Source organism: Streptosporangium sp. NPDC050148 (genome assembly GCF_055586505.1).
The window spans coordinates 33117-48968 of sequence record NZ_JBVJIA010000034.1 but is presented as its reverse complement, the minus strand read 5'-3'; the positions used below and the strand labels follow the sequence as shown (position 1 = coordinate 48968).

The 15852-nt window shown below is 72.5% G+C and carries 13 protein-coding genes; 8 read left to right on the top strand and 5 right to left on the bottom strand.

The window, feature by feature from the left end; all coding sequences use genetic code 11:
- The first annotated feature begins 380 nt into the window (after positions 1 to 380).
- Positions 381 to 950 (top strand): G/U mismatch-specific DNA glycosylase, encoded by a 570-nt coding sequence (gene mug, locus ACZ6RT_RS30155; protein WP_470157324.1) that lies wholly within the window; start codon positions 381 to 383, stop codon positions 948 to 950.
- A gap of 46 nt (positions 951 to 996) precedes the next feature.
- Here the strand turns inward: mug and ACZ6RT_RS30150 are convergent, their stop codons facing one another.
- From ACZ6RT_RS30150 to ACZ6RT_RS30140, 3 genes are all read right to left on the bottom strand, one after another.
- Complete coding sequence (locus ACZ6RT_RS30150; RefSeq protein ID WP_470157313.1) at positions 997 to 1614, bottom strand: DUF1707 SHOCT-like domain-containing protein; 618 nt, start codon at positions 1612 to 1614, stop codon at positions 997 to 999.
- A gap of 7 nt (positions 1615 to 1621) precedes the next feature.
- The gene (locus tag ACZ6RT_RS30145) at positions 1622 to 2413 is read right to left on the bottom strand and encodes a PadR family transcriptional regulator (RefSeq protein WP_399195275.1); all 792 of its coding nucleotides are present in this window, start codon (positions 2411 to 2413) and stop codon (positions 1622 to 1624) included.
- A gap of 169 nt (positions 2414 to 2582) precedes the next feature.
- The gene (locus ACZ6RT_RS30140; protein WP_470157312.1) at positions 2583 to 3281 is read right to left on the bottom strand and encodes an SDR family NAD(P)-dependent oxidoreductase; all 699 of its coding nucleotides are present in this window, start codon (positions 3279 to 3281) and stop codon (positions 2583 to 2585) included.
- A gap of 248 nt (positions 3282 to 3529) precedes the next feature.
- On the opposite strand from ACZ6RT_RS30140, the gene ACZ6RT_RS30135 reads away from it, so the two are divergent.
- From ACZ6RT_RS30135 to acnA, 3 genes are all read left to right on the top strand, one after another.
- Positions 3530 to 4819, top strand: a complete 1290-nt coding sequence (locus ACZ6RT_RS30135) for an MFS transporter (RefSeq protein WP_470157311.1) — start codon at positions 3530 to 3532, stop codon at positions 4817 to 4819.
- A 619-nt stretch (positions 4820 to 5438) separates the two neighbouring features.
- Positions 5439 to 6167, top strand: coding sequence for a metal-dependent hydrolase (locus tag ACZ6RT_RS30130; protein WP_399195281.1), 729 nt, complete (start codon positions 5439 to 5441; stop codon positions 6165 to 6167).
- Between the two features lie 174 nt (positions 6168 to 6341).
- Entirely contained in the window at positions 6342 to 9152 is a 2811-nt protein-coding gene (gene acnA, locus ACZ6RT_RS30125; RefSeq protein ID WP_399195283.1) for an aconitate hydratase AcnA, read from the top strand.
- A 192-nt stretch (positions 9153 to 9344) separates the two neighbouring features.
- On the opposite strand, the gene ACZ6RT_RS30120 is transcribed toward acnA, so the two are convergent.
- The gene (locus ACZ6RT_RS30120; RefSeq protein WP_470157310.1) at positions 9345 to 10148 is read right to left on the bottom strand and encodes a hypothetical protein; all 804 of its coding nucleotides are present in this window, start codon (positions 10146 to 10148) and stop codon (positions 9345 to 9347) included.
- Positions 10149 to 10342: 194 nt separating this feature from the next.
- Here ACZ6RT_RS30120 and ACZ6RT_RS30115 point away from each other — a divergent pair, with 194 nt between their 5' ends.
- Together ACZ6RT_RS30115 and ACZ6RT_RS30110 are read left to right on the top strand one after the other, a co-directional pair.
- Positions 10343 to 11581 (top strand): sensor histidine kinase, encoded by a 1239-nt coding sequence (locus ACZ6RT_RS30115; RefSeq protein WP_470157309.1) that lies wholly within the window; start codon positions 10343 to 10345, stop codon positions 11579 to 11581.
- On the top strand, positions 11578 to 12372 hold the full coding sequence (locus ACZ6RT_RS30110) for a response regulator (RefSeq protein ID WP_470157308.1): 795 nt from the start codon (positions 11578 to 11580) through the stop codon (positions 12370 to 12372). The genes ACZ6RT_RS30115 and ACZ6RT_RS30110 overlap by 4 nt, the downstream gene beginning before the upstream one ends.
- Positions 12373 to 12453: 81 nt before the next feature.
- Here ACZ6RT_RS30110 and ACZ6RT_RS30105 read toward each other — a convergent pair whose 3' ends face one another.
- Positions 12454 to 13350, bottom strand: a complete 897-nt coding sequence (locus tag ACZ6RT_RS30105; protein WP_470157307.1) for a LysR family transcriptional regulator — start codon at positions 13348 to 13350, stop codon at positions 12454 to 12456.
- Positions 13351 to 13422: 72 nt separating this feature from the next.
- Here ACZ6RT_RS30105 and ACZ6RT_RS30100 point away from each other — a divergent pair, with 72 nt between their 5' ends.
- The gene (locus ACZ6RT_RS30100) at positions 13423 to 14322 is read left to right on the top strand and encodes a dihydrodipicolinate synthase family protein (RefSeq protein ID WP_470157306.1); all 900 of its coding nucleotides are present in this window, start codon (positions 13423 to 13425) and stop codon (positions 14320 to 14322) included.
- Positions 14323 to 14639: 317 nt separating this feature from the next.
- Positions 14640 to 15758 (top strand): sugar ABC transporter substrate-binding protein, encoded by a 1119-nt coding sequence (locus tag ACZ6RT_RS30095; RefSeq protein ID WP_399195292.1) that lies wholly within the window; start codon positions 14640 to 14642, stop codon positions 15756 to 15758.
- Positions 15759 to 15852 lie beyond the last annotated feature (94 nt).

Here is a 15852-nt window from a genome sequence, read left to right as displayed (position 1 = left end):
CTCACCCGGTGGAAATCGAACGACCGGGAATGACCACCAATGACCGTTTATAAACTTTAATGCCGACATAATAGTGAATAGTCGTGAATTGCCGAGTGAGGCGCGTCGTCTCCGCGGCACGCCCGTTCTTTTCCGCGGTGCTCATGCCCGGAGAGACGGCGGGACGTGAGGATAAGCCCGGCGGGAAGGGGTAGCTTCGGCCCGTGCCGCCTCACCAGACCCCCGCCCCCTCTCCCGAGAACCCCGGCTCCTCGCGCAGGGGCCCCGGCTCGCTCCACGAGAATCCGCCTCGCGAGAACCCGCCTCGCGAGGGCCCGCCCGACCGGCGCCCGCCCGGCGGGGGCACGGGGTCGCCGGTCCGGCGGCCGAGCCGGGCCGAGCTGGAGGCCTCCACGGACCGGACGATCGAGGACGTGCTGGGCCCCGACCTGGACGTGCTGTTCTGCGGCATCAACCCCGGCCTGTACTCCGCGGCCACCGGCCACCACTTCGCCCGTCCGGGCAACCGCTTCTGGCCCGCGCTGTACCGCTCCGGGTTCACGCCCCGGCTGCTGTCCCCGTCCGAGCAGGACCTGCTCCCCTCCTACGGGCTGGGCATCACCAACGTGGTGCAGCGTCCCACGGCGCAGGCGGCGGAGCTGTCGGCCGAGGAGTTCCGCGAGGGCGGCAAGAGGCTGGCGAGGCTCGTCGCCGAGGTCCGGCCCAAGGTGCTGGCGGTGGCCGGGGTGACGGCCTACCGGCAGGCGTTCGGCGCGCCCAAGGCGGCGATCGGCCCGCAGCGGTCCCGGATCGGGGGCGTCGCGGTCTGGGTGCTGCCCAACCCGAGCGGCCTGAACGCGCACTGGACGCTGGACGGCATCGCGGGGGAGATGCGGAGGATCCGGGAGTTCCTCTCCGGCGGACCGGGACCCGGTGACGGTACGGACGCGGAGCCCGAGACGCTCTGGTGACGCGCCCCCGGCCCGAAGGCCGGGGGAACCGGGGACCCGGAGTCGCTCAGGCCGCGCCCGGAGGGCCGATCCGGGAGTGGCCGCCGGTGCGCGCCCGCCCCCGGCGGAGGGCACCCGCCACGGTCAGCACCAGGGCGATCGCCAGGAGGACCTTCAGCACCCCGAGACCGGTGAACGCCACCCCGGCCACCAGCAGCAGGATCAGCGGCACGGGGAACCCGGGCCCGCCCCGGCGCTCCCGGCGCCGGTACTCACGGGCGGCGCGGTGGCGCATCCACGCGTCGGGGTGGTGGTGCGCCCAGGACCGTCCCGGCCCGTCCGCCCACGACCGGGGGCCGTGACCGCCCGGCCGGCCGTGCCCCCACGGCCCACCGGCGTGCGCCCACGACCTCATGGCGCGCTCCCACGGATCCGCGTGCCCCCACGGCCCCGCGGGATCCGGTGCCCCCGGGACGTCTGCGACGCCCTCGCCGTCCCCGCTCCGGCCGGGCAGGTCGGCGCTCACCCTGGCCAGGTCGCCGCCCGTCCGCGCGGACAGCGCCAGCTCCAGCCGCTCGTCGAGCTCCTCGTGGGTCAGGCGGCCCTGGGCGTAGTTCTCGCGCAGGAACTCCATCGCCGCGTCGCGCTCGGCGTCTCCGATGCGAAGTCCCTCTCGGGGCGTCATGGTCTGCTCACTCCTCGCCGGTGTCGCCGTCGGCCAGGATCTGGTAGAGCTTGCGGCGCGTCTCGACCAGCGCCTGCTTCGCCTCCCGGATCTGGGCCTCGCTGCCGGTCTGCAGGATCTGGAGCATCGCGAACCCCGACTGGCGGGTGATGTCCATCAGCTCCCAGGTGCTGTCGTCCACGTCGGGGGTCATCTCCTCCCACGGGGCGCGCACCTCCTCGGGGTGCTCGGCCACGTAGGCGCGCCCGGCCTCGGTGAGACTGAACGTCTTGCGCCCCTCGTTCTCCTCCGACAGGACCAGGCCCTCGTCGGTGAGCTGCTGCAGTGCGGGGTAGACCGCGCCCGGACTGGGCTTCCAGCCCCCCTCGCTGCGCCGCTCGATCTCCTGGATGATCTGGTAGCCGTTGCAGGAGGTCTCGGTCAGCAGGGCGAGGATCGCCGCGCGGACGTCGCCGCGCTTCGCCTTGCGCCCGCGGCCGAACGGCGGCCCGCCCCCGCCGAACGGGCCCCTGCGCCCCCAGCCGCCCCGGGCGAACTCCCAGGGGAACCCGCCGCCGGGGAAGGGTCCGCCGGGAAAGGGGCCGCGGTGGCCGCGGTGGCGGTGCTCGTGCGGCCCGCCCTCGGCGTGCCCGTGCGAACGGTGCTCGTGGGAGTGGTGGTGCGCGTCGTGCCGCCCCCCGCCCCGCTGCCAGCCGGCGGCCGCCTGCCGCCACGCCTCCTTGGCCGCGCGCTTCATCTCACGCCTGATCTCATCCGGGCCGATGCCCGCCCACGGGCCGCCCGACGCTGCGGATGTCATGTCCGACCTCCATATCGCGATCGTCCTTCGATCGCTCTCGATGCTTCAAAGATATATCGAGAACATTCTGCTGGCAACCATATGTCGCGAAAGTGGGGGTGGGGGCATCCGGAGGCACGACCATGTCACCGGGCCGGCCGGGGGCCGTCCCGGCCACGGCCAGGGACGATCAGGACCAGGCGATCTCCCCGAACCGGTCGACGAAGCGGCCCGAGCCCGCGCCGGGCCCCTCGGTCGCCAGGGCGACGATCGCGTCCGTGCCCTCGGTGACGGTCTGGGTGCCGTTGTTGCCGTTCAGGTCGGTCGCGGTGTAGCCGGGGTCGGCGGCGTTGACGCGGACGTCCGGCAGCGCCCTGGCGTACTGGGTGGTCAGCATCGTCAGCGCCGCCTTGGAGGCGGCGTAGAGCGGCGCGACCACCGAGGACTCGATCCGCGACGGGTCGTGGGTGAAGGCGAGCGATCCCAGCCCGCTGCTGACGTTGACGATGGCCGGATCCGGTGACCGGCGCAGCAGCGGCAGGAAGGCGGTGGTCGTGCGGACCACGCCGACGAGGTTGACGTCGAGGACGCCGAGGGCGTCGGCGCCGGTCAGGGTGGTGGGGTCGGCCCGAGGGCCGGCGATGCCCGCGTTGTTGACCAGGACGTCGATCGAGCCCTCGTGTTCGGCGACGTCCGCGGCCGCGGCGGCGACGGACGCGTCGTCGGTCACGTCGACGGGGACGAACCTGGCGCCGAGTTCGGCGGCGGTCCGCTCGCCCTGCTCGGGGTCGCGCGCGCCGACGAGCACGATGTGACCGAGTTCGGTGAGACGGCGGGCGGTCTCGCGGCCGAGACCCTTGTTCGCTCCGGTGATGAAGGTGATCGTCATGTCTTCATTGTCCGCCTCACCTGCGGAAACGGGTCAGGGGCCCCACGGCGGGCGGGAGTGGCGGTACCACCGGCGCCGCCGGGCGATCTGTCGTCGTCGCCGTCCCGGCCGCGCGTCTTCGCCCGCGACGGGTTACCCCGGTCGGCCGTCCGCGCGCCGGTGCCCGCCGGGATCCCGCCCCGGGACGGTCGACGGGCGATCTCCGCATGCGTAGGATGCAACCACCAAAAGCCTTTAGGTGGTGTTGAATGCAGCGTAACGAGTTCGTGCTCGTGGGATTCACGGTGGCCACCAACCTCGCCGACGGCGTGGCGAAGATCACCCTGCCCCTGCTGGCGGTCGGCCTGACCGCCTCGCCCGGCCTGGTGGCCGGGGTGGGCCTCACCCTGACGCTGCCCTGGTTGCTGGCCTCGCTCCACGTCGGGGTGCTCGTCGACCGGGGAGATCGCAGGAGGCTTGCCGCCTGGGCCAACCTGGTCAGGCTCGCCGCCGCGCTCGTCCTGGTGGCGGCCCACGCCGCGGGCGTGCTGTCGCTGCCCCTGCTCTACCTCGCGGGCCTGGCCATCGGGATCGCCGAGGTGGTGGCCAACTCCGCGGTCGGCGCGCTGATCCCCGCCGCCGTGTCACGGGACCGGCTGCGGCCGGTCAACGCGTGGATCGCCGGGAGCGAGACCGTCGCCAACGAGTTCGCCGGCCCGGCCGTCGGGGGCCTGCTCGCCGGGGTGGGGACGGCCCTGGCGCTGGGCTCGTCGGCCGCGGCCTTCGCCTTCGGGGCGGTGCTGCTGGCCCTGCTGACCGGCCGCTTCCGGGCGACCGGCCTGCGGGACGGCGGAGACGCCGGGAACCGGGACGACCGGGTGCCCGTGCGGGAGCCGGGGCGGGTCCGGGCGGAGATGGTCGAGGGCCTGGCCTTCCTGTGGAACCACCGCCTGCTCCGCGCCATGACGCTGACCATCGCCGTGCTGTCGGCCTGCTGGAGCGCCTGGCTGGCGCTGCTGCCCTCCTACGCGACGCGGGTGCTCCAGCTCGACGCGTTCGGCTACGGCCTGCTGATCAGTTCGATCGGCCTGGGCGGTCTGCTGGGCGCGGTGGCGGTGGGGGCGGTCAACCGCCTGCTGGGGATCCGCTGGGCGCTGTTCACCGACATCGTCTTCACCGTCGTCATGATGATCGTTCCGGCCGTGTTCCCGCGGGCGTGGGCGGTCGGCGTGGCCGCGTTCCTCGGCGGCCTGGGCGGGACGTTGTGGACGGTCAACGCCCGGACCCTTGGGCAGATGCTCGTCCCGGACCGGCTGCTGGGCCGTTACGGAGCCGCGAGCCGCCTGCTGAGCTGGGGGACCCTGCCGCTGGGTGCGGCGTTGGCCGGGATACTCGCCGAGATCACGGGCTTGACCTGGGCCTTCGGAGTCTTCGCCGTCCTCGCCGCGCTGCCCCTGGTGCCGTTCCTGTGGATCGTCACCGAGAGTGAGATCGTCGATGCCCAGCGTAGAAGTGAGGCAGATCACGGAATTCTTGCCGGAATCAGGAACAAGTACTGAGACCGGCACGTTACAAAGGACGTAGACGGGATTCGTTCCGTGCCGGAAGGGCTGGGGGGTGCTTTCGGTGCGGAACGGTCCCGTCTGTCGTTTCCCCAGGTGCGGTCCGCGGGCGACACGCCGGTGATCTTCCCCGGCTCCCGCCGATCCCGCCCCGCGCGGCCCGCTTCCGGCCCGTCCGCAGACCGCTCGCCTTCCCGCCGGTCGAGCCGTCCGCGGTCGGACTCGTCGCGCCTTCTTCCGCGTCCCGTTCCGCCCCGACGGGCCTCCCGGGTGGGTGATCTCCCGGACGGCCCGGTTCGCGGGTGGACCGTTCCCGCTCGTCGCGGCCGGAACGCCGCTCCGGTCGCGGTTCCCGGCACCAATCGTCCGTTCCATCCGTTCCTCGTTCATAGGAAGATGCCAGGGGCAGGCACACCTCGTGAAGGGACGGGAAGATCGAAGCGGACGATCGTCGCCCTCGGGCGGCAGGGGAATCGGACGGGAACGATCGGCACCCGCGTGTCCGGGCCATAGGGCCCGCGCGACACGCCGGTGATGCGGGACACCGTGGTGCGCCGTCCGGGGAAGGCGGCGGCGTACGGTCTCTCGGGATGATCTCCATGGTGGTGTCCGGGCGATGATGGGACACACGCACGCCCTGACCGGGGCGATCGTCTGGCTGGGCCTCGCGCCCCCGCTGGCCGCGTTCCCGCTGCTGACCGAGTCCCACCGGTTCATCGAGACCGGTGTCATGGTCAACGCGCTCGACCCGGCCGAGCTGGTCGCCGGGACCATCATCTGCGCCGGTGCCGCGATGCTGCCCGACCTCGACCACCCGAGCGCGACGATCGCGCAGACGTTCGGGCCGGTCACCTGGGCGCTGAGCAAGGCGGTGTCGTGGCTCGCCGGGGGGCACCGCAACATCACCCACTCGCTGGCGTTCGCGGTCGCCGCGGGCTTCGGCGCGCACTACCTGGCCAACACCTACCCGCTCGGCCGCGACATCATGGTGATCCTGCTCATCGGCCTGGCGCTGCGGGCCGTCGGGATCGCCATCCCGGGCAAGAAGTTCGCCTCGGCGATGCTCAACGTCGGCATGACGGGCGGGCTGTTCATCGTCTTCCGCAGCGACAACGTGGGGTACGCCTGGCTGGGGCTGGCGGTGGCCATCGGCTGCCTGACCCATGTCGCGGGGGACTGCTGCACGGAACGGGGCTGCCCGGTGCTCTGGCCGATCCGGCGGAAATGGCTGCTGCCCTGGAAGATCGGGATCAAGACGGGCCGCGCCTTCGAGCAGAAGTTTCTCGGTCCGGTACTTTCCGTCGTCGTTCTCGGGCTGCTGTACCTCCGTCTCGCCCCGCTCTGACCATACTGGTGAGTAATTTGATGTCGAGATATCCAGGAGATATCTTGATATCGAGACATCCGCCGCGACCGGCCGATGACCAGGAAGTTAGGCGTACCTAACCGACATGGGCACTCGGGCGGTGCGGCAGGATTCAGTTGCGCCTTATGTGCCGGCGCGCCAGACATCAGGGTGATGAGGAGGCGAACCGTGTCCGCGAACAGCTTCGGCAGCCGTGACACGCTCCGCGTCGGTGACGCGGGATACGAGATCTACCGGCTGGACGCCGTGGAGGGGTCGGGCCGTCTCCCGTACAGTCTGAAGATCCTTCTGGAGAATCTGCTCCGCACCGAGGACGGCGCGAACATCACCGCCGACCACATCCGGGCGATCGCGGGGTGGGACCCGTCCGCCACGCCGAACGTGGAGATCCAGTTCACGCCGGCCCGCGTGATCATGCAGGACTTCACCGGCGTCCCGTGCGTCGTCGACCTGGCCACCATGCGCGAGGCCGTCCGCGACCTCGGCGGCGACCCGGCCAGGATCAACCCGCTCGCCCCGGCCGAGATGGTCATCGACCACTCGGTCATCGTCGACTTCTTCGGCGGGGCCGACTCCTTCCGCCGCAACGTCGAGCGGGAGTACGAGCGCAACCGCGAGCGCTACCAGTTCCTGCGCTGGGGCCAGACGGCCTTCGACGAGTTCAAGGTCGTCCCCCCGGGCACCGGCATCGTGCACCAGGTCAACATCGAGCACCTGGCCCGCGTGGTGATGACGCGCGACGTCGAGCGGGACGGCGAGACGGTCCTGACCGCCTACCCCGACACCTGCGTGGGCACCGACTCGCACACCACCATGGAGAACGGCATCGGCGTCCTGGGCTGGGGCGTCGGCGGCATCGAGGCCGAGGCCGCGATGCTCGGCCAGCCGATCTCCATGCTGATCCCGCGCGTGGTCGGCTTCAAGCTGACCGGCAAGCTCCCGGCCGGCGCCACCGCGACCGACCTGGTCCTCACGATCACCGAGATGCTGCGCCAGCACGGCGTCGTCGGCAAGTTCGTGGAGTTCTACGGCGAGGGCGTCTCCAGCGTGCCGCTGGCCAACCGGGCCACGATCGGCAACATGAGCCCCGAGTTCGGCTCGACCTGCGCGATCTTCCCGATCGACGGCCAGACCATCGACTACCTCACGCTGACCGGCCGTCCCGCCCAGCAGGTCGCCCTGGTCGAGGCCTACGCCAAGGCCCAGGGCATGTGGCTGGACCCCTCGGCCGAGGAGCCCGTCTTCTCCGAGTACATCGAGCTGGACCTGTCCACGGTCGTCCCCTCGATCGCCGGCCCCAAGCGCCCCCAGGACCGCATCGCGCTCGCCGAGGCCAAGCGGGCCTGGCGCGCGGCCGTCAAGGACTACGTCTCCAGCGTGCAGGGCCCGCTGGACGAGGCCTCCGCCGAGTCGTTCCCCGCCTCCGACCCCCCGGCCGTCTCCGGCCAGGACAACGGCGACAAGCCCAACGAGGCCGACCTCGACGGCGACCGCCCGCACAAGGTCGTGCCGGTCACGCTGGCCGACGGCACCACCTTCGAGATCGACCACGGCGTGGTGACCATCGCCGCGATCACGAGCTGCACCAACACCTCCAACCCGTACGTCATGATGGGCGCCGCGCTGCTGGCCAGGAACGCGGTCGAGAAGGGCCTGACCCGCAAGCCGTGGGTCAAGACCTCCCTGGCCCCGGGCTCGCAGGTGGTCACCGGCTACTTCGACCGCTCGGGCCTGCAGCCGTACCTGGACAAGATCGGTTTCAACCTGGTCGGCTACGGCTGCACCACCTGCATCGGCAACTCCGGCCCGCTGCAGGAGGAGATCTCCGCGGCCATCCAGGAGAACGACCTCGCGGTCACCGCGGTGCTGTCGGGCAACCGCAACTTCGAGGGCCGGATCAACCCCGACGTCAAGATGAACTACCTGGCCTCGCCGCCGCTGGTCGTCGCCTACGCCCTCGCGGGCACCATGGACATCGACCTGAACAACGAGCCGCTGGGCACCGGTTCGGACGGCGAGCCGGTCTTCCTGGCCGACATCTGGCCGGCCCCCGAGGAGATCGCGCAGGTCGTCGCCTCCTCGATCGACCAGCAGATGTTCCTGAACGACTACGCCGACGTGTTCAAGGGCGACGAGACCTGGCGCTCGCTGCCGATCCCGACCGGCAACACCTTCGAGTGGGACCCGGCCTCGACCTACGTCCGCAAGGCCCCCTACTTCGACGGCATGCCGCCGGAGCCGGAGCCGGTGACCGACATCTCCGGCGCCCGGGTGCTCGCCAAGCTGGGCGACTCGGTCACCACCGACCACATCTCCCCGGCGGGCGCCATCAAGGTCGGCACCCCGGCCGCCGACTACCTCAGGGAGAACGGCGTCGAGGTCAAGGACTTCAACTCCTACGGCTCGCGCCGGGGCAACCACGAGGTCATGATCCGCGGCACCTTCGCCAACATCCGGTTGAAGAACCTGCTGCTCGACGGCGTGGAGGGCGGCTACACCCGCGACTTCACGGTCGAGGGCGGGCCGCAGGCCTTCATCTACGAGGCCTCGGCCCACTACCAGGCCGCCGGGATCCCGCTCGTCGTCCTGGCGGGCAAGGAGTACGGTTCGGGCTCCTCGCGCGACTGGGCCGCCAAGGGCACCGCGCTGCTCGGCGTCCGCGCCGTCATCGCCGAGTCCTACGAGCGCATCCACCGTTCCAACCTGATCGGCATGGGCGTGCTGCCGCTGCAGTTCCCCGAGGGCGAGACCGCGGCCTCGCTGGGCCTGACCGGTGAGGAGACCTTCGACATCACCGGTGTCGAGGCGCTCAACACCGGCGGTGTCCCGTCCACGGTGACGGTCAGGGCCGGCGACAAGGAGTTCCAGGCCGTCGTGCGCATCGACACCCCCGGGGAGGCCGACTACTACCGGCACGGGGGCATCATGCAGTACGTGCTGCGGTCGCTGCTCGCCAAGCGCTGATCCGGGTAGCGCGTTCTCCTGACGAGAGCCGCCCGGCGGGACACCGTCCCGCCGGGCGGCTTCGTGCCGTCGGGGCCCGGCGTCCCGCGTGCCGTCAGGGCTCCGCGTGCCGGCTCTGTGTGCCGTCGGGGCTCGGCGTTCCGCGTGCCGTCAGGGCTCCGCGTGCCGTCGGGCACGGCGTCCCGGGTGCCGTCACCCCCTGGGGCCGTAGAGGTTGCCGAGGACGTGCCCGGCGACGAGGACCACGATCCACACCATGGCGCGCCTGCTCGGGGGAGGGCCGCTGCGCAGCAGGGAGACGCCCAGGGGGATGAGGGCGACGCACAGGCCGCCGACGGCGACGAAGGACTGCGGTTCGGTGCCCTTGAGCGTCCCGAGCGCGAGCGCCGACATCAGGCCGAGCGCGATCGAACGGCCCAGTCCCAGGGCGCCGGAGCGGTAGGCGCCGACGGCCAGCACGACCCAGCCCAGGAAGGCGGGCCCGGACAGCGCCCTGAACGGATGCCAGCGCGTGTCCCGCCACGCCACGTAGTAGTCGTCGACGGCGCCGAGCATCGTCTGCAGCCCGAGGCTGTCGGTCATGTGGAAGGCCAGGTGGTCGGTGCCGAACTGGAAGACGCGGGTGAACAGGCCCAGGATCACCAGGCAGCCGCCCCAGATCCCCCACAGCGGGCTGGTGGCGGCGATCCGCTGCGCCAGCGTCACGATGGCCGGGAGCAGCAGGATGAACCCGCAGGCGAAGCAGGCGTAGGCGGCGGTGACGAGGGCGGGGTGGCGGTCGTAGGCGGCGAGCTGCTGGGGGACGAAGTAGTGGAACGGGGAGCGCAGGACGGTCGCGGTCATGATCAGCAGGGGGCCGCCGATCAGCCCGGCGGCGCTCACCCAGCGTCCCGGGAACGGGGGCTGCAGCTCCAGGTTGGCCGCGGCGTTGGCGGCCCGCCGGTCCGCGTCGGCCTGCCGCCACCGGGCGATCCGCCCGCGAGTCTCAACGTTCATGTGTCCCGTGCCCGTCTGTTCGGTTCCGGCGCGTCCCGGCTCGGCATCATGGTGGTGGGCGGCGCCGCACGGGCGCGTCCGGCCGGGGTCGGATCCCGGCCGGCGCGTACGGGCCGGCACTATGACCCTGGGCGGAGGCCGATGTCCGACCCCGGGCGGACGCCGGGGTTCCGGTGAGGCGATAGCTTCCCCTCATGGACGGGACATTGCGGCGGCTCGGCGGAAGGGACGTCGTCGACGGGGGAGCGGCGATCGCCGTGGCGCTGCTCGTCGGGTACGCCATCGTCGACCCGCCGGGGCCGTCGCCGTCGTGGCCCGCCTGGTCGGCCTGGCCGGTGGCGGCCGTGCTGAGCCTTCCGGTCGCGCTGCGGCGGCATCGGCCGCGGGCGATGCTCGTGTGGGCGTGCGCCGCGGCCGTGTCGGCCACCGTGGCCGGTGCCGTCGCGGCGGGCGCGATCTGGCTGACGTTCGTGCCGGCCGTGCTCGTGCTCTACCAGGTGGCCACCACGGTCTCGGCCGTACGGTCGGCGACGGCCGCCGCGGCGTGCGCGTCCGCCGCGACGGCCGCGATCCTGGTCTTCTACGACCGGGTCCTCCCCGGCCTCGCGCCCGCGGCCACGCCCAGCGAGATGCCGCCGTACTGGCCGGTCGAGATCGGCGTGACGTGCGTGCTGCTGGCCGTCGCATGGGCCGTCGGGGCGGTCGTGCGCTGGAAGCGGGACACCACCGCCCGTCTCGTGCACCACCTCGCCGAGGCCGCGGTGAGCGACGAGCGCAGGCGCATCGCCCGGGAGCTGCACGACGTCATCGGCCACAGCATGAGCCTGATCGCCGTCAAGGCCACCGTGGCCAACCACGTCGCCGACGCCCGCCCGCAGGAGGTGCGCGCCGCGCTGGCCGTCATCGAGCAGACCAGCCGGAGCACGCTCGCCGAGATCCACCGGGTGCTCGGCCTGCTGCGCTCCGACGGCGACCTGCGGGAGGCCCCCCTGCCCGTTCCCGGCATGGCCGGCCTGCCCGAGCTGGCCGCCCATGCCCGCTCGGCCGGGGTCGAGGTGGAGCTGACCGTCCGCGAGGAGGGCGTGCCCCCCGCCGGGGTCGCGCTGTCGGTGTACCGGATCGTGCAGCAGGCCCTGACCAACGTCGTCACCCACACCGGGTCCACCCGCTGCGTGGTCACCGTGGACGTCGACGGGCGGGCCGCCTCGATCGAGGTCGTAGACGACGGCCCCCGCAACGGCCGGCCCCCGCGGGCGGACCACGGGGTAGACGCAGGACACGGGGGACACGGGGGACACGGGGGACACGGTCTGATCGGCATGCGCGAGCGGGCCAGGATGTACGGGGGCACGTTCAGCGCGGGCCCCCGGCCCCAAGGAGGTTTCCGCGTGGCGGCCCGGCTGCCCTACGACCCGGAAGGCACCCCGGCATGACCACCGACGACACCCCGCAGGACCCGTTCCCGTCTTCGCACGAGTCGTCCCCGCACGAGTCGTCCCCGCACGAGTCGTCCCCGCGCGACCCGTCCCCCTGTGAGCCGTCCCCGCGCGAGCCGGAGCCCGTCCGGGTCCTGCTCGCCGAGGACGAGGTCCTGTTGCGCGACAGCCTCAAGGTCCTCATCGACACCGCGCCGGGCATGGTCGTCGTGGGCGAGGCGGGCACCGGCGCCGAGGCCGTGTTCCTGACCCGCCTGCGGCGGCCGCACGTCGTCCTCATGGACGTGCGGATGCCGGACATGGACGGCATCGAGGCGACCAGGCGCATCTGCGCCGACCCGGCCGGTGCCGGCGCCCGCGTGCTGATCCTCACCACGTTCGACCAGGACGAGTACGTGTACGCCTCGCTCAGGGCAGGGGCCAGCGGGTTCCTCGTCAAGAGCGCGACCGCGACCGAGCTCCTGGCCGCCGTCCGGGTCGTCGCCTCCGGCGAGGCGCTGCTCGCGCCCACCGTCACCCGGCGGCTCATCGCCGACTTCCTGCGAAGCCCCCGCCCCGCTCCGGCCCGGCGGCTCCTGGACGACATCACCCAGCGCGAGCAGGACGTCCTCACCCTCATCGGCACGGGGATGTCCAACTCCGAGATCGCGGAGCACCTCCACCTCACCGTCGGCACGGTCAAGACCCACATCGGCCGGCTGCTGGCTAAGCTGCACGCCCGCGACCGGGCCCAGCTCGTCATCGCGGCCTACGAGGGCGGGCTCGTCCCCGCCCCGCCCTCGTCATGATCCCCGAGCGGGCCGGTCCCCTCCGGGTGGTGTCACCGGTCCCGTGCGGGCGGCGCGCCCGCGACGGCGCCGCGGCCGCCGTCAGGTCTCGAACCCCGCGGGGACCGCGGTGCGCAGGGCGGCGGTGACGGTGGCGACGGCGGGGTGCGCGTCGGCTCCGGCCCGGTGGGCGGTCATGGTCCGCCTGCGGATCGGCAGCCGGGTCAGCACCACGCCGGGAGGCGGATCCACCGCGCCGAGCCGCGGGACCAGCGCGACCCCCTGCCCGGCGGCGACCAGGGCGAGCACGGTGGCGAACTCGTCGATGTGGTGCCGGACGCGCGGGGTGAAACCGGCGGCCTGACAGGCCCGGACGGTCATCGTGTGGCAGGCCGTGCCCGGGATCGCCGCGATCCAGGGCAGGTCCGCGCAGGCGGTGATCGCCTGGCCGCCGGAGGCCGTCACCGGAGCGGCCGACGCCAGGTAGACCGGTTCGCCGAACAGCGGACGGGTGGCCAGGCCCGGTTCGGCCGGCCGGGGGACGAAGTCGTAGTCGTGGATCAGCGCGAGGTCCAGGTCACCGGCGCGCAGCGCGTCGGCGACGCCGGCCGGATCGATCTCCGAGACCATCGGCTCCAGGGCGGGGTGCTCGCGGGCCAGGACGGTCAGGGCGACCGGGAGGATCGCCCGCGCCGCCGTCGGGAAGGTGCCGATGCGCAGCGGGCCGGCCAGGCCGTGGCGGGCGTCGACCAGCTCGCCCGCGGCCTGCTCCAGGTGCCGCAGGATCACCTCGGCGTGACGGGCCAGGTTCTGCCCGGCGGGGGTCAGGCACACCCGCCGCCCGGTCCGTTCCAGCAGCGGCACGCCCGCCTCGCGCTCCAGGACGGACAGCTGCTGGGAGACGGCCGAAGGGCTGAAGGACAGCGCCCGGGCGACGGCGGCGATGGTGCCGCGCAGGGCGAGTTCGCGCAGCAGGCGCAGGCGGCGCACATCGAGCATCGGCTCAGCTTACGCTGGAACCCGGAAAGGTGAACTGGACCCGCACAGTACGGCCGGGACACCCTGGTGGCCATGACCTCGAACACCGCCCTGCGCGGGATCCACGTACCGCTGATCACGCCGCTGACCGCCGACGGGCGGATCGCGACGGACGCCCTGGAACGGCTCGCCCGCGACGTCCTGGCCGCGGGCGCCACCGGGATCGTCGCGCTGGGGACGACCGCCGAGGCCGCCACCCTCGACGAGAGGGAGAAGCGCGCGGTCGTCGACGTGTGCGCCCACGTCTGCGGTGAGCGCGCGGCACCCCTGATCGTCGGCGCGGGCGGCAACGACACCCGGGCCACCGCGGCCTCCCTCGCGCGCCTGGCGGCATGGCCGGAGGTGACGGCCGCGCTGGTCCCGGTGCCGTCCTTCACCCGGCCGGGGCACCCCGGCGTGCTGGCGCACTTCGCCCTCCTTGCGGCCGCGGGCCCGGTGCCGCTGGTCGTCTACCACGTCCCGTACCGGACCGGGCAGGAACTCGACGCGGAGTGCCTGCGCGCGCTGGGCCGGCTGCCCGGGGTCGCGGGGGTGAAGTACGCGGCGGGCGGCGTCGACCGGCACGCGGTGGACCTGCTCGGTGACCTCCCGCCGGGCTTCGCGGTCCTGGCCGGTGACGACCCGTTCGTCTCGCCGCTCCTCGCGCTCGGCGCCACCGGCGCCGTCCTGGCCTCCGCCCACCTGGCCACGGAACGGTTCGCCGAGCTGGCCGGCGCCTGGCTCGGCGGAGACCTCCCGCGGGGCCGGGAACTCGGGCACCGCCTGTCGGCCCTGTCGGAGGCCCTGTTCGCCGAACCCAACCCCACCGTGATCAAGGGGGTCCTGCACGCCCAGGGCCGCATCCCCACGCCGGACGTCCGGTTGCCCCTGCTGCCCGCGGGGCGGGACGCGGTCGAGCGGGCGCTCGAGCGGCTCGACGGCCTGGCGGCGTAGTCCGGAGCCGCGACGGTGACCGGTCGCGGTCCCCAGGGGACCGGGAACGGGCGTGCCCGGCGCCGCCCGCGATGCGGCCCCGGCCGGGCAGGGGCTCCGGCCGTCCGGCACGACGTCGTTAAGCAGGCGTTTCTGGATTGTTACCGGCCACAACAAACTTTACCTCTGGAGGGTCTGGCGCTCTGGCCAACGGCGGAATACGTTGCCGCAAACAACATTCAACGGAACGGTGAGCCGAGATCCGGCGGAGCCGGGCCCGCGAATTCGGCATGCCGCACCTCCGTACCCCCCACTTTCGAAGAAAGGACCCGTGCACCATGCGCAAGGGGATCCTCAGCATGACCACCGCCGCCGCGGTGATGACCCTCGGTCTCGCCGCCTGCGGGAGCGAAGAGCCCACCACCGCCGCCCCGAGCGGCGCACCCTCCGCCGCCGCGAGCTCGGCCGCCGCCGGCAAGATCGGTGTCATCCTCCCCGACAGCAAGTCCTCCGCCCGCTGGGAGACCGCGGACCGCAAGTACCTGGAGGAGGCGTTCAAGGCCGCGGGTGTCGCCTACGACATCCAGAACGCCCAGGGTGACAAGACGCAGTTCCAGACCATCGCCGACCAGATGATCACCAACGGCGCCACGGTCCTGATGATCGTCAACCTGGACAGCGGAACCGGCAAGGCCGTCCTCGACAAGGCCAAGGCCCAGGGCGTGGCCACCATCGACTACGACCGCCTCACCCTCAACGGCGGCGCGTCCTACTACGTCAGCTTCGACAACACCAAGGTCGGCACCCTGCAGGGTGAGGGCCTGGTCAAGTGCCTGACCGACAAGAAGGCCGAGAAGCCGATCGTCGCCGAGCTCAACGGCTCGCCGACCGACAACAACGCCACGCTGTTCAAGAACGGCTACGACGGCGTGCTCAAGCCCAAGTACGACTCGGGCGAGTACGTCAAGGGCCCGGACCAGTCGGTTCCGGACTGGGACAACGCCCAGGCGGGCACCATCTTCGAGCAGATGCTCACCGAGCAGCCGAAGATCGCCGGTGTCCTGGCCGCCAACGACGGTCTCGGCAACGCCGCCATCACCGTGCTCAAGAAGAACAACCTGAACGGCAAGGTCCCGGTCACCGGCCAGGACGCCACCGTGCAGGGCCTGCAGAACATCCTCGCCGGCGACCAGTGCATGACGGTCTACAAGGCGATCAAGAAGGAGGCCGACGCGGCCGCCGAGCTCGCCATCGGCCTGGCCAAGGGCGAGAAGCCCGCGGCGTCCGGCACGGTCAAGGACAGCGAGAGCGGCGCCGACGTGCCCGCCGTCCTCCTCGACCCCCAGCCGATCTTCTTCGACAGCGTCAAGGACGTCGTCGCCGACGGCTTCGTGACCAAGGAGGAGCTGTGCACCGGTGACTTCGCCAAGAAGTGCACCGAGGCCGGAATCGAGTAACACGCGGGAGGGGGGGGGGGGGGGGGGGGGGGGGGGGGGATCCCCCCCGCCCCGCTGGGGGGACATCGATCCTTGCAGAGGAGGGAGGGAGGCA

What these genes read in the sequence shown, in the direction of transcription:
- ACZ6RT_RS30150 (WP_470157313.1), bottom strand. Translation starts at nt 1,614, where the DNA reads ATGACGCCCCGAGAGGGACTTCGCATCGGAGACGCCGAGCGCGACGCG.
- ACZ6RT_RS30145 (WP_399195275.1), bottom strand. Translation starts at nt 2,413, where the DNA reads ATGACATCCGCAGCGTCGGGCGGCCCGTGGGCGGGCATCGGCCCGGAT.
- ACZ6RT_RS30140 (WP_470157312.1), bottom strand. Translation starts at nt 3,281, where the DNA reads ATGACGATCACCTTCATCACCGGAGCGAACAAGGGTCTCGGCCGCGAG.
- ACZ6RT_RS30135 (WP_470157311.1), top strand. Translation starts at nt 3,530, where the DNA reads ATGCAGCGTAACGAGTTCGTGCTCGTGGGATTCACGGTGGCCACCAAC.
- ACZ6RT_RS30130 (WP_399195281.1), top strand. Translation starts at nt 5,439, where the DNA reads ATGATGGGACACACGCACGCCCTGACCGGGGCGATCGTCTGGCTGGGC.
- acnA (WP_399195283.1), top strand. Translation starts at nt 6,342, where the DNA reads ATGAGGAGGCGAACCGTGTCCGCGAACAGCTTCGGCAGCCGTGACACG.
- ACZ6RT_RS30120 (WP_470157310.1), bottom strand. Translation starts at nt 10,148, where the DNA reads ATGAACGTTGAGACTCGCGGGCGGATCGCCCGGTGGCGGCAGGCCGAC.
- ACZ6RT_RS30115 (WP_470157309.1), top strand. Translation starts at nt 10,343, where the DNA reads ATGGACGGGACATTGCGGCGGCTCGGCGGAAGGGACGTCGTCGACGGG.
- ACZ6RT_RS30110 (WP_470157308.1), top strand. Translation starts at nt 11,578, where the DNA reads ATGACCACCGACGACACCCCGCAGGACCCGTTCCCGTCTTCGCACGAG.
- ACZ6RT_RS30105 (WP_470157307.1), bottom strand. Translation starts at nt 13,350, where the DNA reads ATGCTCGATGTGCGCCGCCTGCGCCTGCTGCGCGAACTCGCCCTGCGC.
- ACZ6RT_RS30100 (WP_470157306.1), top strand. Translation starts at nt 13,423, where the DNA reads ATGACCTCGAACACCGCCCTGCGCGGGATCCACGTACCGCTGATCACG.
- ACZ6RT_RS30095 (WP_399195292.1), top strand. Translation starts at nt 14,640, where the DNA reads ATGCGCAAGGGGATCCTCAGCATGACCACCGCCGCCGCGGTGATGACC.